25 protein-coding genes and 1 pseudogene are annotated in these 23,810 nt (G+C 50.9%); 10 read left to right on the top strand and 16 right to left on the bottom strand.

Annotation, left to right across the window (positions count from 1 at the left end; all coding sequences use genetic code 11):
- Window positions 1–16: 16 nt before the first annotated feature.
- From HV107_RS23565 to HV107_RS23545, 5 genes and pseudogenes are all read right to left on the bottom strand, one after another.
- On the bottom strand, window positions 17–358 hold the full coding sequence (locus tag HV107_RS23565) for a helix-turn-helix domain-containing protein (RefSeq protein ID WP_182061149.1): 342 nt from the start codon (window positions 356–358) through the stop codon (window positions 17–19).
- 71 nt (window positions 359–429) lie between these two features.
- Window positions 430–684: a DUF1471 domain-containing protein gene (locus HV107_RS23560; RefSeq protein WP_182061148.1), complete on the bottom strand. Its 255-nt coding sequence runs from the start codon at window positions 682–684 to the stop codon at window positions 430–432.
- A 429-nt stretch (window positions 685–1,113) separates the two neighbouring features.
- Window positions 1,114–1,854, bottom strand: coding sequence for an NADPH-dependent oxidoreductase (locus tag HV107_RS23555; protein ID WP_182061147.1), 741 nt, complete (start codon window positions 1,852–1,854; stop codon window positions 1,114–1,116).
- Between the two features lie 143 nt (window positions 1,855–1,997).
- Complete coding sequence (locus HV107_RS23550; protein ID WP_182061146.1) at window positions 1,998–2,675, bottom strand: type 1 glutamine amidotransferase domain-containing protein; 678 nt, start codon at window positions 2,673–2,675, stop codon at window positions 1,998–2,000.
- 38 nt (window positions 2,676–2,713) lie between these two features.
- Window positions 2,714–4,138, bottom strand: a pseudogene (locus tag HV107_RS23545) (coniferyl aldehyde dehydrogenase); the annotation flags it as partial.
- 96 nt (window positions 4,139–4,234) lie between these two features.
- On the opposite strand from HV107_RS23545, the gene HV107_RS23540 reads away from it, so the two are divergent.
- Window positions 4,235–5,134, top strand: a complete 900-nt coding sequence (locus HV107_RS23540; RefSeq protein WP_182061144.1) for a LysR family transcriptional regulator — start codon at window positions 4,235–4,237, stop codon at window positions 5,132–5,134.
- 140 nt (window positions 5,135–5,274) lie between these two features.
- Here the strand turns inward: HV107_RS23540 and HV107_RS23535 are convergent, their stop codons facing one another.
- Window positions 5,275–5,526: a DUF1471 domain-containing protein gene (locus HV107_RS23535; protein ID WP_182061143.1), complete on the bottom strand. Its 252-nt coding sequence runs from the start codon at window positions 5,524–5,526 to the stop codon at window positions 5,275–5,277.
- 125 nt (window positions 5,527–5,651) lie between these two features.
- Window positions 5,652–6,443: an SDR family oxidoreductase gene (locus HV107_RS23530; RefSeq protein ID WP_182061142.1), complete on the bottom strand. Its 792-nt coding sequence runs from the start codon at window positions 6,441–6,443 to the stop codon at window positions 5,652–5,654.
- Window positions 6,444–6,591: 148 nt separating this feature from the next.
- Between HV107_RS23530 and HV107_RS23525 the strand changes: the two genes are divergently transcribed.
- Window positions 6,592–7,485 carry a LysR family transcriptional regulator gene (locus HV107_RS23525; RefSeq protein ID WP_182061141.1) on the top strand — a complete coding sequence of 298 codons (894 nt, stop codon included), beginning with the start codon at window positions 6,592–6,594 and terminating at the stop codon, window positions 7,483–7,485.
- A gap of 34 nt (window positions 7,486–7,519) precedes the next feature.
- Here the strand turns inward: HV107_RS23525 and HV107_RS23520 are convergent, their stop codons facing one another.
- Window positions 7,520–8,509, bottom strand: a complete 990-nt coding sequence (locus HV107_RS23520; RefSeq protein WP_182061140.1) for an aldo/keto reductase — start codon at window positions 8,507–8,509, stop codon at window positions 7,520–7,522.
- Between the two features lie 28 nt (window positions 8,510–8,537).
- The gene (locus HV107_RS23515; RefSeq protein ID WP_182061139.1) at window positions 8,538–9,389 is read right to left on the bottom strand and encodes an aldo/keto reductase; all 852 of its coding nucleotides are present in this window, start codon (window positions 9,387–9,389) and stop codon (window positions 8,538–8,540) included.
- 250 nt (window positions 9,390–9,639) lie between these two features.
- On the opposite strand from HV107_RS23515, the gene HV107_RS23510 reads away from it, so the two are divergent.
- The 4 genes from HV107_RS23510 (at window position 9,640) to HV107_RS23495 (ending at window position 12,733) form a co-directional block, all read left to right on the top strand.
- The gene (locus HV107_RS23510; RefSeq protein WP_182061138.1) at window positions 9,640–10,647 is read left to right on the top strand and encodes an AraC family transcriptional regulator; all 1,008 of its coding nucleotides are present in this window, start codon (window positions 9,640–9,642) and stop codon (window positions 10,645–10,647) included.
- An 11-nt stretch (window positions 10,648–10,658) separates the two neighbouring features.
- On the top strand, window positions 10,659–11,333 hold the full coding sequence (locus tag HV107_RS23505) for an NAD(P)H-binding protein (protein WP_182061137.1): 675 nt from the start codon (window positions 10,659–10,661) through the stop codon (window positions 11,331–11,333).
- 1 nt (window position 11,334) lies between these two features.
- A complete protein-coding gene (locus tag HV107_RS27135) occupies window positions 11,335–11,637 on the top strand; it encodes a hypothetical protein (protein WP_220458421.1) in 303 nt (100 codons plus the stop codon).
- A gap of 265 nt (window positions 11,638–11,902) precedes the next feature.
- The gene (locus tag HV107_RS23495; protein ID WP_182061136.1) at window positions 11,903–12,733 is read left to right on the top strand and encodes an oxidoreductase; all 831 of its coding nucleotides are present in this window, start codon (window positions 11,903–11,905) and stop codon (window positions 12,731–12,733) included.
- A 364-nt stretch (window positions 12,734–13,097) separates the two neighbouring features.
- On the opposite strand, the gene HV107_RS23490 is transcribed toward HV107_RS23495, so the two are convergent.
- The 6 genes from HV107_RS23490 to HV107_RS23465 form a co-directional block, all read right to left on the bottom strand.
- Window positions 13,098–14,162, bottom strand: a complete 1,065-nt coding sequence (locus HV107_RS23490; RefSeq protein WP_182061135.1) for an alpha/beta fold hydrolase — start codon at window positions 14,160–14,162, stop codon at window positions 13,098–13,100.
- A gap of 23 nt (window positions 14,163–14,185) precedes the next feature.
- A complete protein-coding gene (locus HV107_RS23485; protein ID WP_182061134.1) occupies window positions 14,186–14,770 on the bottom strand; it encodes a flavodoxin in 585 nt (194 codons plus the stop codon).
- 9 nt (window positions 14,771–14,779) lie between these two features.
- Window positions 14,780–15,541 (bottom strand): carboxymuconolactone decarboxylase family protein, encoded by a 762-nt coding sequence (locus HV107_RS23480; RefSeq protein ID WP_182061133.1) that lies wholly within the window; start codon window positions 15,539–15,541, stop codon window positions 14,780–14,782.
- Window positions 15,519–15,998: a cupin domain-containing protein gene (locus tag HV107_RS23475; protein WP_182061132.1), complete on the bottom strand. Its 480-nt coding sequence runs from the start codon at window positions 15,996–15,998 to the stop codon at window positions 15,519–15,521. The genes HV107_RS23480 and HV107_RS23475 overlap by 23 nt, the downstream gene beginning before the upstream one ends.
- Before the next feature lie 65 nt (window positions 15,999–16,063).
- Window positions 16,064–17,521: a heavy metal sensor histidine kinase gene (locus tag HV107_RS23470; RefSeq protein WP_182061131.1), complete on the bottom strand. Its 1,458-nt coding sequence runs from the start codon at window positions 17,519–17,521 to the stop codon at window positions 16,064–16,066.
- A gap of 15 nt (window positions 17,522–17,536) precedes the next feature.
- Window positions 17,537–18,217 carry a heavy metal response regulator transcription factor gene (locus HV107_RS23465; RefSeq protein ID WP_182061130.1) on the bottom strand — a complete coding sequence of 227 codons (681 nt, stop codon included), beginning with the start codon at window positions 18,215–18,217 and terminating at the stop codon, window positions 17,537–17,539.
- A gap of 262 nt (window positions 18,218–18,479) precedes the next feature.
- On the opposite strand from HV107_RS23465, the gene HV107_RS23460 reads away from it, so the two are divergent.
- Entirely contained in the window at window positions 18,480–19,529 is a 1,050-nt protein-coding gene (locus HV107_RS23460; protein ID WP_182061129.1) for an alpha/beta hydrolase, read from the top strand.
- A 189-nt stretch (window positions 19,530–19,718) separates the two neighbouring features.
- Here HV107_RS23460 and HV107_RS23455 read toward each other — a convergent pair whose 3' ends face one another.
- Window positions 19,719–20,633, bottom strand: a complete 915-nt coding sequence (locus tag HV107_RS23455; RefSeq protein WP_182061128.1) for an AraC family transcriptional regulator — start codon at window positions 20,631–20,633, stop codon at window positions 19,719–19,721.
- 293 nt (window positions 20,634–20,926) lie between these two features.
- Here HV107_RS23455 and HV107_RS23450 point away from each other — a divergent pair, with 293 nt between their 5' ends.
- From HV107_RS23450 to HV107_RS23440, 3 genes are all read left to right on the top strand, one after another.
- Window positions 20,927–22,009 carry an alpha/beta hydrolase gene (locus HV107_RS23450; RefSeq protein ID WP_182061127.1) on the top strand — a complete coding sequence of 361 codons (1,083 nt, stop codon included), beginning with the start codon at window positions 20,927–20,929 and terminating at the stop codon, window positions 22,007–22,009.
- 110 nt (window positions 22,010–22,119) lie between these two features.
- Window positions 22,120–23,169, top strand: coding sequence for an NAD(P)-dependent alcohol dehydrogenase (locus tag HV107_RS23445; protein WP_182061126.1), 1,050 nt, complete (start codon window positions 22,120–22,122; stop codon window positions 23,167–23,169).
- A 239-nt stretch (window positions 23,170–23,408) separates the two neighbouring features.
- A complete protein-coding gene (locus HV107_RS23440; RefSeq protein WP_182061125.1) occupies window positions 23,409–23,780 on the top strand; it encodes a DUF2255 family protein in 372 nt (123 codons plus the stop codon).
- The last annotated feature ends 30 nt before the right edge of the window (window positions 23,781–23,810 follow it).

Here is a 23,810-nt window from a genome sequence, read left to right as displayed (position 1 = left end):
TATTATTAGTACAGTATTAGTAATACCTTTCGGCATACAAACGGCGATACTTTTGCGGTGGGATTCGGTATTTTCTGGAGAATGATCGGGTAAATGATTGTTGCGAATCAAAACCATAGCGAAAACTAATATCAAGGATCTTATCACGACTTTTAACAAGATCGTTTGCAGCTAACGTCAGTTTTCTGTCCCTGATATATGCGGCAATGTTTTCGCCCTTCATTTGAACGAAGACGCGCTGAAGATGCCATTTTGAATATCCAGCGCGCGCCGCAACATCTTCGATGCTTAATGGTTGGTGAATGTTATCATCTATCCATTGTGTAATTTCAGATATTAAATCATCCAGTCTAATCATTTACAGTCTCATTTGTTAAATCAACTAAAACACTCAGTAAAATGATTGCCACTGGAGAGTGGGTTTCTAAATTATTTGTAGATATCTGCTACGCCATGCATTTTATTGGCACCTGAAGTGGAAATAACTTTGAAATACGTTGCACCTTGTTTATCTGCCTGAGCAGAAAGTCTGGCAACCAGCTCGTCAAGTGTTGTTGCACCGCCAGCTGAAACAACACCAATTTTTACTTTTCCGGCATCGCTGTTCACTATTTGTGCAGAGAAGGCACTGCTTGCGGTAAAGAGCGCACAAAGAGCGGACAAAGTGATAATAATGGATTTCATCTGTAACCTCGGAAGTCTATCTAAGAAAATATTACGGAACGGGAACATAGTAACGATTTCCGTTAACGTGATTAAGACACTCTCGTTACTAACACTTATGAATTTTTAGCATTAATCAGCACTTGAAAAATCTATTATTTAACCATTTATGCGATTCTTATCACAAAATGTGCTTTTATTGATTAATTAAAAATATAAGTTGGTACGGGAGATAACCGATGATTGCGAGGGGTTGGAAAAGCGTTATATGCCCCTGGTCAGGATGCCAGGAGAGGTAACTGTGAGCAAAAATGCCATAATGTGGAGTCTGGTCATTTACCAGGGGCAGAATATCTTCTGCTCCTGGTTTTCATTTCGTTATACCAGAGTCATTTCGGTTATTGGTGCAGCAGGTAATACGTAGACACGCATCATCCAGCCTTGTGTCATCTATTTATCCACCCCAAATCCCTGTTTGAGCAGCGAAGGCAGCACGTCCGGGAAATAAACGTGCTGGTAATAACCGCTCACGCTTTCACTCCATGTTTCACCGTCGGTGCGATTAATGGCCTGCCAGTGATCGGTCATCTGCTGGTTGTAGCGGGCGATTTTCTCTTCCAGCCCATCAGTGGCATAGGTTTCGTCATGGCGAAACGTCTCCAGCGGAAGACGCGGTTTATGATGTGACGGAACATCGACGTGTCCAATCACCACACCAGCAACCGGGAAAGTGTGCTCCGGCAGTTCGAGCAGATCAATTAGCGCCTGAGGATGCAGGCGGATACCGCCAATCGGCACGATCCCCAGGCCTTCAGAACGGGCTGCTGCCATTACCGAACCCAACGCTATACCCACGTCGGTCGCTCCGGCAACAAGGCTCTCGATACTTTGATGGGCTACTTGCTCCTTGCCAGCCAGGTTCATGCCAACTTCGGTTTTATGCATATCCAGCACGAAGGTGACGAATACCGGTGCTTTGGCAATCCACGGCTGGCCGCCCGCAATACGGGAGATCTCTGCACGTTTCTGTGCATCGCGTGTGACGATCGCTGAAACCTGCTGGGAATGGACTGAGGTAGGGGCGTTCCAGGCGGTGCTAATAATACGGTCGAGCGTGGCGTCATCGATGGCTTTATCGGTAAAACTACGTTCGCTCTTATGGTCGTTAAACAGGTCAATAATGGTGTTCATACATTCTCCGGTGTTAATCGCAAAATCCTAACAGCCCTTCGCCGTTTTTCATTTAACACTCTTTGCGGAATGCAGGCGTAAAGTACTGGCGCACATTGGCCACGATGATCCCGGCCATCGGGGATTGATAGCCGGGGTGGTGGTTAACTCAGCTGCGAAACAAGGGCTTTGGCGACACCTTCGGAGCTGGCCGGGTTCTGCCCGGTGATCAGTTTGCCGTCTTCGACAATAAACGGTGCCCAGTTCGGGCCTTTCTGGTAGTGTGCACCCAGTGCGATAAAGGCATCTTCAATCAGGAAAGGCACAACATCGGTCAGCTCTACATCGGCCTCTTCGCCGTTGGTAAAGCCCGTCACCTGTCGGCCTTTGATCAGCGGCTCGCCAGAAGCGGCTTTCACATGACGCAGCACCCCCGGTGCGTGGCAGACGAAGCCCGTTGGTTTACCGGCGCGGGTGAAGGCTTCAATAAGTGCAATGGAAGTCTTCGACTCAGCCAGATCCCACAGTGGGCCGTGGCCGCCCGGATAGAACACGGTGTCAAAATCCTCCTGTCGAACGGTGTCGAGTTTCACTGTGTTGGCAAGTTCATGCTGCGCTGCCAGGTCGGCTTTGAAACGATGCGTCAGTTCGGTCTGAAAATCGGCTAAATCACTTTTCGGATCCAGCGGTGGCTGCCCACCGGCCGGAGAGGCCAGCACGATATCGGCGCCAGCATCTTTGAACACGTAATACGGGGCGGCAAACTCTTCAAGCCAGAAGCCGGTTTTCTTACCGGTGTTACCCAGTTCACTGTGAGAGGTCAGAACCATTAATACTTTCATTGCTATCTCCCGATAATGTTGTAAGACAGGGGGCGAAATCAGTTTTGTAAAAATGCGAGGATATTAGCGGTTTTTGCCTGATAAGGGGCCCGCAGGCGCAGGTTAGAGGCGCCATCTTCGCTCTGTACCACGATCGGTTTCTGATGACTAAAACGCCTGAAACCGTGTATCCCGTGATACGCCCCCATCCCGGATGCCCCGACGCCACCAAATGGCAGGCTATCGATGGCGGCGTGCGTCATCACATCGTTAATCACTGCGGCACCGGATGTGGTGTTTGCTATAAAGGTAGCCTGGTTCACCTTATCGTTCCCGAAGTAGTACGCCGCCAGCGGACGCGGATGGGCATTGATCCAGGCCAGGGCGTCGTGACTTTCAGTGAAGGTTTTCACCGGCAGCAGCGGGCCGAAAATCTCTTCCTGCATGATGAGCATGGAGTCGTCCACATTCAGCACCAGGTGCGGGGCTATTTTGCGGGTTTCGGCATCGAAATCCGCTTCGCCCTCTGGTGCGAGGCTAATAACCGTCGCGCCTTTGGTTCGCGCATCTTCCAGCAACATCACCAGACGTGAAAAATGGCGCGGGCTGATGATCGCGGTGTAGTCAGGGTTCAGCCGCACCGTCGGGAAGCTGTCAGCCATAAACCCACGGGCCGCATCCACCAGGTCCTGCACTTTATCCTGCGGTACCAGCAGGTAATCAGGTGACAGACAGATCTGACCGGCGTTAAAGGTTTTAATGGTCAGCGTGCGGGTGATGGCCTGCGCCATATCGGCATCTTTATCAATAAACACTGGCGATTTCCCGCCCAGCTCAAGCGTGACAGGCACCAGGTTTTCTGCCGCTGCGCGCATCACATGTTTTCCGACGGCTGTGCTGCCGGTAAAGATCAGATGGTCAAATGGCAGGGCGCTGAAGGCCTGGCCAACATCCGCATCGCCCAGAACCACGTGCAGTTCGTCCGCGGCAAAATACTGTGGGACCAGATCGGCAATCAGCTGAGAGGTGTGAGGTGTCAGCTCAGAGGGCTTCAGCATGGCAGTGTTGCCCGCGGCAAATACTCCCGCCAGCGGCCCAAATGCGAGGTTAATCGGGAAGTTCCACGGAGAGATGATCCCCACAACGCCCAGCGACTGCTGTTCAATCCATGCCTGCATCCCCGGCCAGGGCGCGGCGATGTGTTCCGGTTTCATCCACTCGCTGACCTGTTCTGCGGCGTGACGCAGCATGGTGACGGTGGTTGCGACATCAACGGCCAGCGACTGATATTCACTGCGGTGACCGAAGTCGTCGTTGAGCGCGACCTTAATCGCCTGGTGGTTCTCGGTCAGCAATCTGGCGGCACGCATAAGGCGATCTTTCCGCTGGGCAGCGCTGGCTGGCCCAGCCTGTAAATGGCTGTTTTTCATTGTAGAGAGCTGCGCGTGCAGTTCGGCTTTGATGATAGTAGACATGGTAAATTCCGTGTTTCGTTGCGATGGAGGAAGCTTGACGGATCTTGTTTACCGGCGCTAACAACGCTATTTTGTCAGGGGTATAAATTTATTTATGGGCTGGATATGTCTCTGATTCGACTGAGAACATTTGTTGAGGTTTACCGTCAACGTTCAATAACCGGTGCTGCCAGAGCACTCAATTTGACGCAACCCGCCGTATCGCAACACATCGCCGGGCTGGAATCAGCGGTAGGGAAGACGTTATTTGAACGCCAGACTCACGGTGTGCTTCCCACCTCAGCAGCAGATGAGCTGGCGGCTGATATCGGTAATAAACTGGATGCAGCAGAGGCCGCACTTGCCACCGCGCGGGCGCGTTCATCCGGGGTTGCCGGCACGCTCCAGATAATCGGCCACGCTGATTTTATGGCTGAAAAACTCCCGGAAGGGCTGGTGCCGTTACTGGAGGCGGATGTCCGGGTGCGGATGCATTCCGGGGATGGTCCAATGGTCATTGATATGCTGCTTGAAGGCCACTGTGATCTGGGGATTTCGGCCCATCCGGTTACGGACAGCCGCCTGAAGAACGAGGTGATTTATACCGACAGTGTTCTGGCCGTGGCAAGCCCGGCGGTGGTTCACCGCGTGCAGCAGGCTGAATCGCTGGCTGATGCATTAAGCCGCGAACCGCTGCTGGCCTACAATCTGGAATTGTCCCTGATTGATAACTGGATGCAGAAGAATGGCATTACCGTACCCGACACGCTGCCCGCTGCGGTTGGCCAGGATCTGCGGGCGCTCAGAAGCCTGCTGACAAAGGGATTCGGCTGGACGGTAATGCCGCGATATCTGTGTGCAGACCAGCTGAATCGCAACGAGTTATTGGAATTTCCGGCGCCAGTGGGTAACACAACGATCAGTTACAGCCTGATATGGTTGCCAGCCTCAATGCGACAACCACGCGTGGCATATGCAAAACAGATCCTGATTGACCGCATTGGCGGAGCCGGGGGACTGGTGTAACGCGCAAACGCACTGCATTCAAAAACTCATCGCCAGGCCAATCCCGTAACCACTGGTGTCATGCCCAAACATGTAGCGTGCCACAAGTCGCGTGCGAGTGATAAAAACAGGGTACTGACTACTTACACTAGATTAAAGTGCTATTTATATATCTCCGCAACTCCGTGCAGTTTGTTATTCCCTGACGTAGACAGGATTTTGAAGGACGTAGCACCTTGCTCATCAGCCTTACGAGAAAGTGCATTTGATAAATCATCAAGCGTATAGGCATTGCTGGCTGAGACTACGCCAATTTTTTCTTTGGCATCAGCATGGTTAATTTCCTGAGCCGCAAATGCGGCATTCGCTGAAATGGATCCCATAACCAATGTTGCAATAAGCAGTGCTTTCATATCTGGTACCTCTTTTAAACGCTATCTTTGAAACCGGGCTTGTATCAGGAGGGTTTCCTCTGTCTGTATAATCAAATATACAGTTCCTAAGCTGTCATAAGACTGACCGCTATATGACAAAAATGTCAGGGTTTTAGATGTGCTAAGTTTTTTGAATACTGGTTTAGCTCATTAATAATGCACTCAGGCTCTTCACTGAGAGGCATATTGTCCAAATCTAAAATGGCATCATACTTTTGGGGATTGTCTGCCTGTAATTGTGCAAACAGAGGGGTAAGATCCTGCTGTGCTTCGCCTCGTATAGCCACCAGTTCGAACGTTTTATTTTTTGCCACATCGTTGCTCAGGGCACTGACCAGAACCTGGGCGATTTGCTCGCGGGATATCACACCATCTTCCGGCGTTCCCGCATGGCGACGATCCCCCTGAAGCATAACGATTTTGTGCTCATCATCATTGTTGTAATCAAACCAGCCTGGCCTGACGATGGTATAGGGATGACCACTGGCCCTGACCACACGTTCGGCACGTCTTTTCCAGTCATGAACCTCAGTGCGTTGATTCCATGTGCTGAGCCGTTCAGTCACGCCAATCGTGGTCATTAAGGCGATACGAACAGGCGTATCCTTGAATATACGTAAAATATTACGCACACCGCCGTAATCTATCGCTCTGGCACCAATGCGCCCCTGACCATCGGAGCCAAGAGTGAAGATCACGGCATCAATATCTCTCGGCAAATCGGTGAGTGTTTCAGGCATTGAGACATCGCCGTAGAAAACATCGGTTCCACGAGGAAGTAATTTAACTTTGCGCTTATTTCTGACAAGGGCCACGGGATGATGACCCATTTCAATAGCGGTATTCACGACATGAAGACCAATACTTCCTGTCGCACCAGCAACGAGTATTTTCATGATAAACCTTCTGATACTTCAGACTAATTTTCGATAGCGTCAGAATATCAATTATCATTATTGTCAGTAATGGGGCTAAAATGATTGTGTCTATGAACGCCCTTCATGAGTGAGCGTTGAGGGGAATACATCCATAAGGAAATCGCCAATGCTCAAAGAAAACTTCAACGAACTTCAACTCTTTCTTGTGGTAGCAAGGGAGCGTAGTTTTACGAAAGCCGCGGGCAAACTTGGTGTTTCACAGTCAGCCCTCAGCCATGCGATCAAGGCACTGGAAGAGAGGCTGAAAATCCGCCTTCTGACCCGCACGACCCGAAGCGTTGCCCCAACAGAAGCGGGGGAGCGTATTATTGCCTGCCTTGAACCCCGGATCGCCGATCTTGAACAGGAACTGGAATCACTTGTTCAACTCAATGGCACTGCTTCCGGCAATATCCGTTTATCCGCCGGGGAGCATTCCGCGCGAAGTGTGGTATGGCCGAAGTTAAAACCCTTCCTCAGGGAATATCCGGAAATCAACGTTGAGCTGGTAGTTGATAACGGCTTTGTCGACATTGTTGAAGGGCGCTTTGACGCCGGGATCCGTTTGGGCGAAAGCGTGGATAAGGATATGGTTGCCGTAAGAATTGGGCCAGATATGCGAATGGCAGTGATTGGCGCACCGTCATATTTTGCAGCGAACCCCGTGCCTGAAACGCCTCACGATCTGCAAAATCATCGGTGCATCAATATGCGCCTTCCGACAGCTGGTGGACTTTACCACTGGGAGTTTGAGCGGGAAGGGAAGCCGTTACGGGTCAGAGTTGACGGGCAGGTAACGTTTAATATGCAGGCAGAAAGGATCGATGCCGCGTTATCCGGTTTTGGTATCGCTTGTATCCCTGAGGATAGGGTGCTGGAGTATATACAGTCAGGCGAGCTTATTCAGGTTCTCCAGGACTGGTGTCCCTCTTTCCCCGGATATTATCTTTACTACCCGAGCCGTAAGCAGCATCCGCCCGCTTTTGCGCTGATGATCGATGCGCTTCGCTACTCGGAATAACGGGTCCGCAACTTGCTGCGGACCCGCCCGGGTATTAGCGGCCTACGCGTGCCTGATGCTCAGGAGAGTAACGTTCGCCAACGATTTTAATCGTTTCAAGTGCCTGGGTTATCTGATGAGAATCATCCAGCGAAAGAATGATGTCGGCGGCGCACAGGTTTTCCTCCAGCCGGTGCAGTTTAGTGGTGCCAGGGATAGGAACAATCCATGGCTTTTGCGCCAGCAGCCATGCCAGCGCGATTTGCGCGGACGTCACGCCTTTCTGTGCAGCCAGTTCACCCAGCAACGAGACCAGCTTTTCATTGGCTTCTATCGCTTGTTCGGCGAAACGCGGCACGGTGCTGCGGTAATCATCTTTCCCAAAGGTCGTTCCTGGCTTAATTGAACCCGTCAGGAAGCCTTTACCTAATGGGCTGAAAGGTACAAAACCGATGCCCAGTTCCTCCAGCAATGGCAGGATCTCCTGTTCAGGCTCGCGCCACCACATAGAGTATTCGCTTTGCAGGGCTGTGACCGGTTGTACCGCATGTGCACGACGAATGGTTTGTGCACCCGCTTCAGACAGACCGAAATGCTTAACTTTGCCTTCAGTAATCAGGTCTTTCACTGTTCCCGCAACATCTTCAATGGGCACATCCGGGTCGACACGGTGTTGATACAGCAGATCAATGACATCAGTTTTAAGACGGCGAAGTGATCCTTCCACAGCCTCACGAATATGCTCCGGACGGCTGTTTAAAATCTGCTGCTTGTTGTCATCACCGAAGGTAAAACCAAACTTTGTGGCGATGACCACGCGGTCACGAAACGGTTTTAAGGCTTCGCCTACAACCTCTTCATTAAGAAAGGGGCCGTATACTTCTGCGGTATCGAAGAAGGTAACGCCACGTTCGACCGCAGCGCGAATGAGCTCGACAGCCTGACGGGTATCGGTCGCCGGGCCGTAGCCGTGGCTTAAGCCCATGCAGCCAAGCCCAAGAGCAGAGACTTCGAGCCCGGATTTACCCAGATAACGTTTTTGCATTGAATGACTACCTCTTTTAAATCGCGCCTTAAACATCAAGTTTGCGGCCAGTCAGCCATTCCACCATCGCCGGGTCGCGGTGAGAGAAGAAGGCGCTGGTTGCGGTATCGAGTGCGGTAATTTGCAGCATATCGTCATGACTGAGTTCAAAATCGAGAATGTTGATGTTCTCTTCCATGCGTTCTTTGCGCACAGATTTCGCCAGTGAAACAATGCCTCTCTGGAAGATCCAACGCAGTACAACCTGACCCACGCTTTTGCCGTACTTCTCACCAATAGCCATTAGCACGGGATGCTGGAACAGACCATTTTTGCCTTCCGCGAACGGTGCCCAGGCTTCCGGCTGAATGCCACGGCTTTGATTCCATGGAACCGCATGTAACTGCTGGTTGAAGGGGTTAACTTCAATCTGGTTTACCGCAGGGACAACGTTGTTGAAAGCGATAAGATCGGCCAGTCTGTCAGGTTGGAAGTTGCTGACACCAATCGCGCGAATTTTGCCCGCTTGTTGAAATTCTTCCATGGCACGCCATGCTCCATGAACATCACCGTAAGGCTGGTGAATCAGGTACAGGTCAACGTAATCCAGTTGCAGCCGATTAAGGGAGCGATCGAATTGTGCTTTGGCGCCTTCGTAATTCGTATCCTGCAACCACAGTTTGGTCGTGACAAAGAGCTCGTTACGGGCAATGCCGGTCTGTTTCAGTGCGTTCCCGACCTGGGTTTCATTCTGGTAAGACGCGGCGGTATCGATCAGGCGGTATCCCGTATCGATGGCATCAATAACGGCTCTTTCGCATTCAGCGGCATCAGACATTTGAAACACACCAAAGCCCAGCAGGGGCATTTCAATACCATTGTTCAGTTTTACAGTTTGCATGACGTTATCCTTCAGCTGTTGTGTAGGAAAAGCATAACGCAAAGAGATTTATTCGATTAGATGGGGTAATTAGCTAGGGTTTATTAGGAATGTTCATTAATTTTTAGAGAGGGCTGAAGGTCGGCTTTGTGCTGTGAGTTCAATGGCGCGATTTGCCACAACCATGGCGTATTTTGAATGCTTATTTGAGGTTTAAAAGAATATGATACCCGTTCTATCCCGGTAGATAATTTACGTCAGGAACCAGAAAATGGCACGTAACCGTACTTTTTCTCTCAACATCGGCTGGAGAGCATTACTCAAAGACGCCGGGCTTACACCACCAGACATATTGCGAAAAGCACACCTGCCAGACGACACATTCTCCAGGGCCGAAAGCGGCCTTGATACAGAAGAATACATGCGTTTGTGGCATGCGATCGAGACAGGAATGAATAGTCCTGCTTTCCCCCTACCTCTTGTTGAAAAGGTTTCAGCTGAAGTTTTCGATCCACCGCTTTTTGCCGCCTTGTGCAGCACTAATATGATGCAGGCCGTACAGCGACTGGCAAGGTATAAGCTGCTCATTGCCCCAATGGTACTGGAGACGGCAGTCGATCATAACGGCATTCTGACTGTTTCACCGCGCTGGTTGTCAGCCACAGACATCCCTGTATCTTTGCAGGTCGCAGAGCTGGCTTTCTTACTGAAACTGGCACGACTTGCAACACGTGAACCGATCAGGGCATTAAACGTCCTGCTCCCGCAGCTTCCCTCCGGTGCACAGGCTGGTCACTTTACCCGGTTCTTTGGTACCGGCATCTCGCATGGAGAAAAGCCTGCTATCAGCTTTTCCGCCACTGATGCCCTGAGGCCATTTTTAACGGTAAATGAAGGGATGTGGCAGGTATTTGAGCCTGAGCTGCGTCGTCGCCTCAGTCAATTAGATGTAACGGCTTCAACCTCTGAACGTGTGCGTGCGGTACTTCTGGAGTTGCTGCCGGGTAACGAAGCCACTATCGAGAAAACAGCAGAGCGTCTGGGTATGAGTAAGCGAACATTACAGCGCAGACTTGAGGATGAGGGAGAGAATTTTCGCGCTCTCATCAATACCTGCCGCGAAAATCTGGCCCGCCACTATCTGCGCAATACCAGCCTGCCCGGCTACGAAATTGCATTCCTGCTGGGCTTTGAAGATCCGAATTCTTTCTACCGTGCTTTTATGGCCTGGACAGGCCAGACGCCTGAAACAGTCAGAGAAGCCATGCGTTTTAATTAAAAGAGATCATCATGACAACACCCGAAAATCATCGCGTTGTATTGTTGGCAGGTGCCACAGGCCTTGTAGGTGGACATTTACTTCAGCTCCTGCTGAATGATCCAGGAGTAATCCGCATTCATGCCCTGAGTCGCAAGCCACTCAAAGTCAGCCATCCAAAGTTACAGGTCCATCTGGTTGATTTCGCATCATTGCCACAGCTTCCTCATGCGGATGAAGCCTACCTTGCACTGGGGACAACAATCAAAGTGGCAGGCAGTAAAGAGGCGTTCCGGGCAGTGGATTTTGACGCTAATCTGGCTGTTGCACAGGCCGCTATACGGGCCGGGGTCAGACGTATAGGACTGGTAAGCGCTGGCGGAGCGAACGTGAAGTCGTCTATGTTTTACACCCGCGTTAAAGGTGAACTGGAAGAGGCGCTCAGAGCACTGCCGTTAACCACGCTGGTCATTGCGAGGCCTTCTTTATTGCTCGACTACCGTTCAGGACTGGGGCAGCCGGTTCGCCTGGGTGAAATAATTTCTATACCGATAGCCAGGCTGTTATCTCCCGTTCTTCCCGGAGCTTACAAGCCAGTAAGGGCTCTGGCTGTTGCCCGGGCGCTGACGCAGACGGTCCCTATCAAGAAGGGGATGATGATCCTGTCCTCTGACCAGTTGATAGAGCTGGGAACCGGTGCCGGGTGAGATGACAACACGAAAACCCTGTCGATGTTTGTCGCTGCTGTTGATGGTCTGCTCGCTCTTAGGTTGCGGTACTGCTGATCATTCCGCCAGTAAAAGCATTTCAGGAAGTCTGCTGAGCGACGGTCATCTTCAGGATCCTGGTGTGGCCCCCCTTGCTGCGGTATCCACCCGCCCCAGAATATCGCTGGTTCTCGGCGGTGGTGGTCTCAGAGGCTATGCACACATAGGCGTGCTGCAGGCTCTGGAAGACGCGGGTACGCGTGTCGCAGGCGCAAACTTGTCTGCTCGCCAGACAAGAAGCTGACTCTGTAGATGTTCTCATCCCCCCGGCAGTCAAACCCGCAGGAATCTACGACTCTGAAGGGCGCGAAACCGCACGGCAGTTGGGCTATCAGGCCACTGTTGAAAAACTACCGCTCATCAGGTCGGTGTTAGAGCATTCCCGTTTATCTGAAAGAGGCTCGCTTTCTGCACCGAAGGCACCTTCAGCAAGCACTCTGGCGCACAGAGCAAGATATTCTCGGCACCGGCTCAGGCAAACTGAACGCAGTTCATTCATTGAGGTGCCTATGTTTACTCAGGAAAAGAAAACCGCGCTGGTCACCGGCGCATCGTCCGGGATGGGCAAGTCCATTGCCCGCCGTCTAATACAGGATGGTTATCAGGTTTACGTTGCCGCTCGCACTGTCGAAAAGATGGCTGACCTTGCCAGGCTTGGAGCACAGCCTCTACGGATGGATATTTCTGTCGATGAGCAGATTGTCTCCGGCGTAAATACCATTCTGGCTGAGACTGGCGGTGTCGATGTCCTGGTCAATAACGCAGGTTTTGGTCTCTACGGCCCGGTAGAAGAGATCGGGATTGACGAAGCCCGCTATCAGTTTGAGGTCAATCTGTTTGGTGCCGCGCGGCTGACGCAGTTGCTGCTCCCTGCGATGAGGGACAGACGCTCCGGACACATTGTCAATATCACCTCCATGGGCGGAAAGATGTACAGCATTCTGGGGGCCTGGTACCATGCAACCAAACATGCACTGGAAGGCTGGTCAGACTGCCTCAGGCTGGAAGTTGCCGGATTCGGGATTAAAGTGGTGATCGTTGAACCGGGCGTGATAGAGACAGGCTTCGGCGACGCCGCCAGTGACACCATTGTCAAACGTTCGGCCAGTGGTCCGTATGGTCACCTGGTGAAAATGGTGGCCATGTCGATAAAAAAAACGTACGGGCAGGGCACAGGCAGCTCACCTGAGGTTATTGCGGAAGTGGTATCCCGTGCAGTGAAAAGCAGTAACCCGCGTACACGGTATGCGGCCGGTAAGTTTGCAAAGATGCTCATCCTCATGCGCGTCTGGCTGGGCGATCGTATATTCGACCGAATTATTCTCAGCCAGACCCGCTGACAGACAATCAGCGCAGATCTATTTTCATCACATGAGGTAAAGGTCATGACAGCGAAAATCTGGTTCATCACTGGTGCAGCAAGAGGGTTTGGTCATATCTGGGCTGAAGCGGCACTGGCCCGGGGGGGATAAGGTTGCGGCAACCGCACGTAATACAGGCTCCCTGGAAACACTTGTTGAGCGGTATGGTGACAGGGTGCTTCCTTTACAGATGGATGTTACCGATTATCCGTTAAATTAAATATTACACCCTGATGCATTCAGTCACGTTCAACAATTTACCGCCAGGATTAGGCCTTTTTAATTTTATAAAGCTTATATTTGTTTTGAGCCTTCATTAATGAAGGCTCGCTATTATCTCGTCCTACTGCAGATCTTTTTCCTTCAGGAATTTGCTCACCAAATCAGCAATCTGCACATTATTTAAATCAGAGAATGGGAAGTGGGTATTACCTTTGATTCCCACTTCAGGCAGATGCGTCACAGTGACATCCCCGCCATGCTTGTTCACCACGTCACGCCACTCACGGGCCATCGCCAGTCTTACGCGCCAGCTGTCCTGCGCGGGCATGGCGACAGGTTTATCCGGTATGTTATCGCCGTAAATAATCAGAATCGGGATTTTGGTCAGGGCCATAAATTGCTCCATTGGCACTGGCTCACCCTTCAGCGTGTCGAACGCGCTTGGCATAGAGGCAGGGAGCTCTTTTTCCGGGAAGACAAAACTGCTGCCAGGCTCGAAGGCGACAATGGCTTTGACCTTGTCGTTTTTCATCGCCGTGTACCAGCCTGGTCCGCCGCCCTGAGAGTGGGTGAAGAGGATCGCCGGTCCGGATTTATCCACGACGGCGGACATCGCATCAGAGATAACATTGATATCAAACGGCCCGGTATTTGGGGTCATCTGACGGAAATACTGATTCAGCGCTTCTTTGTCATGAGAGAACTGAACGCCTTTAAAATACTCTGGCCACACGCCAACGCGGAACTGATTAAACCACAGTTGCTCATCCGGTTTTGGCGAAACAGTTCCTTCTACAGTCGTGCGCCCGGCGCTGCCCCGACGAGGCTGATCGACAAGATAAGTTGAGAATCCGCGACGCAGGAATATGTTCTGGAATCCTTCGCGACCATCTGGAGTGCTTTCCCAGGTACGAGAGAACTGGCCTGCACCGTGCAGCATGACGATAGGGTATTTATGCGGATTCACCGGGATTTGGTAGAACACCGATGCATGATCGCCGTGATAAGTTTGACCAGCAGAGTCCAGCGGTTTTTTCGCGTCAAATTTCCCGGGAGCGGTGATGATCGTCCCGCCAGCAGAAAAGCTCCCCTGTTCCTGAATGACCAGTGGCTCGGCGTATACCGACTGAGCCACCAGACCACTCGCTATAACGCAGACGGACAGTGCTTTTAAAAGTGTCTTCAAGGGTATTTCCTCTTATTAATAAATCAGCTGCGTATTGTCTCTAACCAACGGGTGACCGTTTCTGTCGTTCTTCGCTCCTGATCACATTCAATGATCAGCGGTTTTTCCCGGCGCGCAGTTGGGGCGAGGCTGGCAAGGATGTCGTCGCTGTCTCCTTTACCGTAGCCACCGTGAGTAATGAAAGGGATGAGTAATTTGCCCGCAAGGTTGTGGCTGCTAAGAAACGTTTGCACTACGGGCGGCACGCTGGTCCCCCAGACAGGAAAACCTAAATACAGGGTTTCATAGCGTGAGATATCTGCGACGCTATTTTTTAATGCGGGTTTTACTCCTCGCTCACGCTCATTTTTCGCCTGTTCAACGGTCCGAAAATAATCTTCCGGATAAGGTGTAGCCGGTTCGATTTCAAACAGATCGGTATTCAGGCTGCGGTGAATGACGCCCGCAATCACCCGTGTATTTCCGCTGCGAGAAAAATACGCTACCAGAATTCGACTCTTACCCTGCACATTTGCATTTCCGGTGGCAGCTGTCGCCAGGGAGACGTTCGCCAGCGTCAGCCCGGCAAGGGCTGTTATCAACATTCTGCGGTTGGGATCATGCTCCATAGTCCACTCCTAATGGTTTGCAAGCGCCTGTTGCAGCGCTTTTTCAGCTCGTGTCGCTGCATCTTTTTCGCCATGTTCACGCAGAACCTCTGCCAGCTGGCGAAGCTGCGCTGCCGTTAGCCCAACCCGCATACTTGCTCGCGTATGTGACAGCAGTTGTGATTCAACGCCCGGCGTGGCTGCTAATGCGCCAACCGTTGCCAGCTCCCGGCTTTGCCAGTCGAGGTTATCGCGGGCAAAAATGTCGCCGAACAAATGCGTTTGCAAGAATTGGTTAATGACCGGTGCAAAATCAAACAGCGGCCCCTGAACCGGGGCACCTGAGATTTTCGTCTGATTTGCGGTACCGATACGGCGAAGTTCATCCCCGACAGGGATCGGGGCGGCGGGTTCTTTTCCTTCAACGTCTTCAATGCCACGTTGCTTACGTGCTTCGACGACCTTCATCAGTTCGCTTAGCGCGTTCAGGCTCCGGGGGAATCCCGTGTAGGCATAAAGCTGGACGAGTATCTCTTTGGTTTCGTTTATCGTGAGCCCGGCATCAAGTCCCTGATTAAGGACCTTATTCAGCTTATCCATCTGACTGCTGGCCATCGATGCCGCAATCAACGGGATGGCCTGCTGGCGGGCTGACAGTGTTTCTGAAACTGTTTGTTCATGGTTCATTTCTGAAGCTCCTGTATTGGCGGGTGCAGCATGTGCCGTAAGACCAAAACCGAAGGTCAGCAGCACCCCTGCCGTTAATGCCTTAATGGGCGTGGTATTGTTCATCTGTCACTTTCTCCATCCAGTTAACGCTTTTGCCATCCACAACCCCGGTTATTGCCAGATGCGTCATCGCGCTATCCGGTGTGGCCCCGTGCCAGTGTTTTACACCTGCCGGGCAAGTGACAACGTCACCCGTGCGGATAATCTGCACCGGCTGGCCTTCTTGTTGGGTTAGCCCAACACCAGAGGTCACAATCAGTCGCTGACCTGCCGGATGCGTATGCCAGGCGGAGCGGGCGCCAGGCTCAAAGGTGACATAAGCCCCGGAAACACGGATGTCGTTATCAGGCTTGAAGAGAGGATCAACCCGGACGCGACCGGTAAAGTTCTCCGCTGGCCCGTACACCGCGTTCTGGCTTCCTGCGGGGGCGATATGGACAGTGGTATTTTGCTCCGCAGCCCAGGATGAAAACGCAAAGAGGGGAATAAATAGCCCGAGGTAACGTAAGTGTCTGATCATACATAGCGTCCTTATCAATGAAGAGGGGGATTGCCTGTGATGATTTTAACGAGGGCGTCATGTCCTCAGGCTGACACCCCCCTGACAATTCTGTCAGTTAACTCTGGTCCCGTATCAGTGCCGGAGTGAACATTGCTCGCTGTTTTATCCGCTTGTTTCTCAAAGGTAAGGCCAAATGTATTGATGCCATTCTCACTGCGCGCAAAGACATCTCCCCGGTGCATAATGGCGACGGCGCGTACGATCGACAGGCCCAGCCCATGATGGGTATCACTCCTGGCCCGGGAGGTGTCGACGCGATAAAAGCGTTCGAAAAGCCGGTGTAAGTGCGCTGGCGCTATCGGATCGCCCGGGTTCGAAACTTCTATCCAGGCCTGATGACCTTTTTCGCTTAACCGCACTGTAACCGTGCTATTGGAGGGCGAATGTCTTGTGCTATTTTCCAGTAAATTGGCCAGTGAGCGGTGGAACAGTCGTCGGTCGATGTGCGCGGTGACGTCGCCTTGAACATCCAGAGAGAGGTGTTTTTCAGCAAATGAAGGTTCAACATACTCTGCTGTTTTCAGGGTTTCTTCTCGCAGGGACACCTTTGTGAGCTGAGAGGCATGTTCACCCGCATGGGCATGAGACAGGAACAGCATGTCGTTAACGATCGACGTCATGCGTTCAAGCTCTTCCAGATTGGAACCCAATAGCTCTTCCAGCTCATCCTGCGAACGTCGGCGTGATAACCCCAGTTGCGTCTGGCCGATAAGGTTTGTCAGCGGGGTACGGAGTTCATGAGCAACATCGGCATTAAAACTGTCGAGCTGACGCCAGGCAATTTCCTGACGCTCTAACACGCCATTAAATGATGATGACAGTTGCTGGAGTTCCTGGGGTAACGCGCAGGTATTCAGACGCTGACCATGGTCCCCCGGAGCGAGTTGTTGGGCCTGTCTACTGAGGGTGCCAACTGGACGAAGACCAATCCTTGAAACAACGTAGCCCAGTATGGCGACAATAACGACGCCCAGTGCGGCTATGATAAGCAGCGTCCTGGTGAAGGCATTCAGTGTGCCCATGTAGGGTGTTGAGTCGATGGCAACGACATAGCGCAGCTCGGGTCTTTCTCCATTGGCGGGGATAGTTTTCACTAACAGGAACAGTGAACATGCGCCTTCCGATGCGCCAGGCACTTTATTAAAACCTTCCTGCAAAGAAGACCACTGAACGCCTACTGGTGGCGTTCCTCCTACGCTAAAGCGCGGGTTATCGCTCACGATCCAGTAGCGAACGCGCTCACCTTCAGAATTGGTTAATACGGTGAATTTATTGGCAAGCGTAGACCAGCCTTCAGCCGAGGTTCGTGCGGTGATCCACGGGCTCATTAATGATTCCCGGAACAACAGCTCGTTGTGCATCTGCTTTTGCAAAGAATCATGCAAGGAGCTTCTCAGGAGGATACCGATTACGGACACAATCAGCAGCGCGGATAAAGCAAACATCAGCGCCAGGTGAACTGAGATGGAACGCTTAGGCATGATTATCCCCTTCATTTATTCAGAACGGACTTCGAGGACATAACCCATGCCACGAACGGTATGTAACAGTTTGACGTCGAACGGGGCATCCACTTTTGCACGAAGTCGTTTAATGGCGACTTCAACCACATTGGCATCGCTGTCAAAATTCATGTCCCATATCTGTTCAGCAATCATCATCTTTGACAGGATCTCCCCCTGATGCCGGGCCAGAAGGCTCAACAGGGAAAACTCTTTCGCGGTCAGCTCCAGCCGTGTTCCGGCGCGAAAAACGCGGCGAGCCAGTAAGTCGAGATGCAGATCGTGAATTTGCAGTTGGGTGATGTCTGCACCATCCATCGAGCGGCGACGCACCAGGGCCTGAATACGTGCCACCAGTTCAATAAGAGAGAAGGGCTTGGGGAGATAATCATCCGCGCCAAGACGCAGCCCTTTGACGCGCTCATCGACCGATCCGCGAGCCGAGAGCATCAGCACCGGTGTCTGTTTAGCCGCTCGCACCCCCTCAAGTACCCGGTAGCCATCCATCCCCGGCAACATCACATCCAGGATTATCGCGTCGTAGTCGAACTCCAGCGCGTAATGAAGACCTTCAGCGCCATCTGCAGAGACATCTACCGTAAAACCGGACTCGCTCAACGCACGGTTGAGATAGGTTGACGTTTTTTCTTCATCTTCGACTAACAACAGGCGCATAACGGAACTTCCTCTTAATTTTTCATCGGCGCTTCAATACCTGAACAACCCTGTTACCGAGACCATTTTGCCCCCTGGTTGCCAACATAAAGCTGACGGTTACCTGACAGCATTGTCAGAATTGCTTAGCCATCCCAGCGCGTTTCCTGACAAAAATGTTATTTCCCTGTCACCCTGCTGACAGTCCTTTCACCCTAATCTGAGCCTGCAAATTTAAATCCGCGGGCCTGCTTAACGAGGCCGACACTCATCGGGGGAAACCATGAAATTCACACTTATAAGTGCAATTCTGCTCACGGCAATGGCTGGCGTGAGCTCAGTCAATGCGGCTGATTACAAAAAGAATCCATTCACACTGGTCTATGAAGGTGCAATTACTGAGAACGTCAAAGGCAAGGTCAATATTCATCCGGTGAAATACGATCTGCATGGCATCCAGATTGCTGCGAATGTCTATACCCCTGCTAACTATGATCCTGCCAAAAAATATCCTGCCATAGTGGTCGCGCATCCTAATGGTGGTGTAAAAGAACAGGTCGCCGGGTTGTATGCACAGCGCCTTGCTGAGCATGGGTACATCACGATTACCGCCGACGCGGCTTATCAGGGTGCCAGCGGCGGGATGCCTCGCAGCGTGGATAAACCGGCTAACCGTATTGAGGACGTTCACGGTATGGCTGACTACATCAGCCAGTATCCGGGGGTTGATACTTCCCGCCTCGGCTTGCTTGGCATTTGCGGTGGTGGTGGTTATTCACTCGTTGCTGCCGAGACGGACAAACGGTTCAAATCCATTGCAACCATCAGCATGTTTAATTCCGGTCTTGTACGCCGTAATGGGATGCAGAATTCACAGCTGGATACTGTCCAGCAGCGCCTTCAGCAGGCGTCAGACGCACGAACTCAGGAGGCCGCCGGAGGCGAAGTGCTTTATTCCGGTGATGCCAACCTGACTAATGAACAGATTGCTAAATTACCCTTTGCCTTATATCGGCAGGGCTACGAGTACTACTGGAAAACCCACGCACACCCGAACTCAACGTTTAAATACACCACAAGCAGCCTGTTAGATTTGATGAGCTTTGACGTAACGGACCATATCAATCTCATCAATAAACCACTGCTGATGATTGCCGGTACAAAAGCGGATACGCTCTATATGACTGAAGATGCGTTCGCTAAGGCCACCGGTACGAAGGACAAAGAACTCTTCCTGATCGATGGTGCTACTCATATCGAGACTTACTGGGTGCCAAAATATGTTGACCAGGCTTTGCAAAAGTTAGACGTATTCTTCGATAAAAACATTTAGTTAGACACTAATAACACCCCCCGCCATTAAGGTTGGGGGATCCCCACCATCTTCGCGGTGCTGACTCTCCTGATGCACCCAGATTAACGAAATTGCGGTTAAAGATAATTACGCTACTTAAATAGGTGCTATGAATGAAATTCATAGACCAGATAAGGGGCAGGGGGATGAAACGAGTTCGACGGGATATTAGCGCTTACTGGCTGACTGCCTCAGCACAGTAATATCTCTTTTTGGTGATACGCCAAACATCCGCGTATATTCGCGACTGAAATGAGATAAGCTCTCATAGCCAACAGTAAACGCCGCCGTGGTGACATCATTATGCTCATTGAGCATCAGCCGTCGTGCTTCATTAAGACGCAGCCATTTCTGATAACGGAGCGGACTCATTCCCGCAAGTTGCCTGAAATGATGGTGGAAAGAGGGCGTGCTCATCTGCACACGACTCGCGAGCTCCTCGATACGTAAAGGTGATGAGATATTGGTTTTCAGCCAGTCAATTGCTTTGCCGATACGGTAGCCATGCCCGTCAACGGCTGCAATCTGTCTGAGATGATCGGACTGGTCACTCATCAGCAGCCGGTAATGTATTTCCCGTTGAATAAGTGGACCAAGAATCGGGATTGCTTCTGGCTCGTCAAGCAATGAAAGCAGACGGCAAAAAGTCTCAAGCAGGACATCGGTAACGGTACCTATTCCGACACCAGCCCCCAAATCTCGCTTTTTGACAGGCGGCAGACTTCCCTGCGCAATTAACTCCATCAATACACGCTGGTCGAGTTTATAGGCTATGCCGACGCACGGACGGGATGACGATGCTTTAAGCACTTCTGAACTTGCGGGCAGGTCGAGAGAGGTGATCAGGAATTTTTCCGTATCATATTTATAAGGCTGACCCCCAACCCACATGATCTTCGCACCATCGGTCACCAGTACGACGCTGGGAGGAACCAGGCAGCTTACCGGGGAAGCAGGCTCATTTCGCCGGAATAATTCCAGTCCGTCTAATGCTGTGGGGAAATCACCGGTGCCTGGCGTACGCAGTGCGATATCCCGGGTAAGCGCACCGAGTAATTCCTCAACCGATCTGTCTGACACCATTTTGAACACCTCAAATTTGCTATATCTCTCTGAGGCTAACTTACCAGCTTAAAAAACTGAAATACACGCTTTCACTACAGATTCATAGGATCAGGCAAAAATCACAGAGTATTTTAATAACACATTTCCTCTCCGACATCCAAAATAGCAACACTCCAACAAACCCCTGGATGAGTAAGACGGCACAGACGGTAAATATATTAAAACTGCTCATGCAACGAGCATTATTGAAATACACATGCGAGATGTTTAAAAACAGAATCCTTATCTACAAATGAAAGGTTTTTAATATCATGACAATTAAATCCCCAAATCGCTTTTTTAATGGTGCACTCCTTGCCGGAGCGTTGGCTCTGCTTTCAGCAGAATCTGCGGTCGCCCAGTCAATAGCTGGTGCAGCAGATTCTTCATTACCTCTGGTTCAGACCTGGGATAAAACCTTCCCGAGGAGTAACAAGGTGGAACATCAAAAGGTAACGTTTAAAAACCGTTATGGTATTACGCTGGCCGCAGATGTTTATCTGCCTAAAGATCGCGGTAATAAGAAGTTTGCGGCACTGGTTATTTCCGGGCCTTTCGGCGCAGTAAAAGAGCAGGCATCAGGCCTTTACGCACAAACGTTAGCCGAGCGCGGATTCGTGACGCTGGCTTTTGATCCTTCTTATACAGGGGAAAGCAGTGGGGAACCACGCAATATAGCCTCCCCGGATATTAATACCGAAGACTTTATGGCTGCGGTGGATTTCATTGGATTACAATCCTATGTGGATCGGGAACGTATCGGCGTAATCGGTATCTGCGGTATGGGCGGGATTGCACTGAACGCTGTTGCTGTTGATAAACGCGTAAAAGCTGTTGTCGCCAGCACCATGTATGATATGAGCCGCGTTATGTCGAAAGGGTACAATGACAGCGTAACCCCGGTGCAACGTGAGCAGACACTTGAGAAGCTGAGCCTTCAACGCTGGGAAGATGCGGCAAACGGTAAACCGGCTTATCAGCCAGCTTACAATAAACTGAAGGGCGGCGAAGCGCAGTTCCTCGTGGACTATGCGGACTATTATATGACCAAACGAGGATATCATCCACGCGCCGTTAACTCAGGAAATTCATGGTCAGTGACAACGCCGATGTCATTTATGAATTTCCCTCTGATGACCTATATTAAGGAAATCTCTCCGCGTCCTATCTTATTTGTCCATGGTGAAAAAGCGCATTCGCTTTATTTCTCCAAAACAGCATATGAAGCGGCAAATCAGCCAAAAGAGCTTCTGATTGTCAAGGGTGCTACTCATGTTGATTTGTATGATCGAATGGATAAAATCCCGTTCAATGGCATAACGGAATTCTTCAATAAGTATCTAAATAAACAATAATCACCATCTATTTTTAAGAAATAAACACAGGAAAAAACCAATAGTAATTTAGTCATTTTTATTCGGTTGCAAAAACAATGACGCCGAATCCATCACTCCATGAGGTATTTATGAAAACGGTTGGTTATGCCGCGCACGCTTCCGATGCGAAACTGGTTCCTTATCATTTCGAGCGTCGCGATTTACGTGAAAACGACGTCGCCATTGAAATTCTCTACTGCGGAGTTTGTCACTCAGACCTGCATACGGTTAATGGAGACTGGGGGCCACAGCTTTACCCGTTGATCCCGGGTCACGAAATTGTTGGCATTGTGACGTCACTAGGACAGAACGTCAAAAAGTATCATGTGGGCGATCATGTCGCTGTTGGTTGTATGGTGGACAGTGGTATGCACTGCGATCAGTGTGAACATGGTGAAGAACAGTTCTGTCGTAACGGGATGACGCCGACCTACGGCGCACCGGATCGCATTAGCGGCGAAGTCACTCAGGGCGGTTACTCCAAACATATTGTTGTGCGTGAAGAGTTTGTGCTGCGCGTACCGGAAAATATGGATCTGGCGAAAACCGCGCCGATTCTGTGCGCCGGTATCACGACATTCTCTCCGCTGCGTACCTGGAATATTGGCCCAGGCAGCCGCGTTGGCGTGATCGGATTAGGTGGCCTGGGCCATATGGCGGTTAAGCTGGCCGTGGCGATGGGGGCCGAGGTGACCGTCATCAGTCGAACCAAAAACAAAGAGGAGGAGGCAAAAGCGCTAGGTGCGAAAGGCATTCTGCCTTCTTCAGATGCGCAGGTATTGCAGGGCTCGGCCTGCGCATTCGATTTAATTATTGATACTGCGCCCGTTAAGCATGATCTGAATATCTACACACCGCTGTTAGATATTGATGGCTCGTTAGTCATTGTCGGCCAAATTGGTCTGATGGATGAACCGCTGACGATCCCTTTGGTAATGGGACGCCGCCGTGTTGCCGGTTCGCTGATTGGTGGCATTACAGAAACCCAGGAAGTGCTGGATTTCTGTGCGAAACATAATGTCTACCCTGAGTGTGAAATGATTAAAATCGATCAGATTAACGATGCTTTCGCTCGTCTTGAACAGGGTGATATGGCGCACCGTTTTGTTATTGATATGGCATCACTGAGCGCAGAATAAGCATATGTAATGAAGCGGTGGCGCATGCTTGCTACCGCTTATTCAACACGGAATGGCAGTAATCAAAGCTACAATTAATGAATTCTATTCATTTCTCTATTCTGATAACCGCTATTATCCTGAATTTGTTCGCGGTTGTCTTGGCGTCAGGATCCATGATTGATCTTGCCGCTGCGTTAGAAAATTGGCATCTCTGATGAATCAGCACATTGTTCTGGATCTGGAAAGAGGGAAGGGCTATGTCCTGGAAACTTAACCTGTTAGCAAAAATTGATGAGGCTGATGACCTCAAAATTGCGCCATTCCATCCTGATATGACGACCACCGGTACGCCAACATGGATCTGGGAAGTGACTGTAGATAACCGACTGTTTGTACGCGCATACAATGGCAAAGCATCAAAATGGTATCAGGCCGCGCTAGCTCAACGGGCGGGTAAGATTCTGGCTATTGGGCAGGAATTTGACGTTGTGTTTGCAGCAGTTTCAGAGCCCGTTCTGGAAAGCAAAATAGATCAAGCCTATCGTTCAAAATATGCCAGCAGCTCCTATGTATCCGCCATGACAGGGCCGCGAGCCAGAGCGGCAACAGTCGAGATATTACCAGCCTGACGTTCATTTCATTGAAATATTGCGAGTAGA

This window comes from Enterobacter sp. RHBSTW-00175, assembly GCF_013927005.1.
Classification (GTDB): domain Bacteria; phylum Pseudomonadota; class Gammaproteobacteria; order Enterobacterales; family Enterobacteriaceae; genus Enterobacter.
This window is presented reverse-complemented; position numbering and strand designations above follow the sequence as displayed.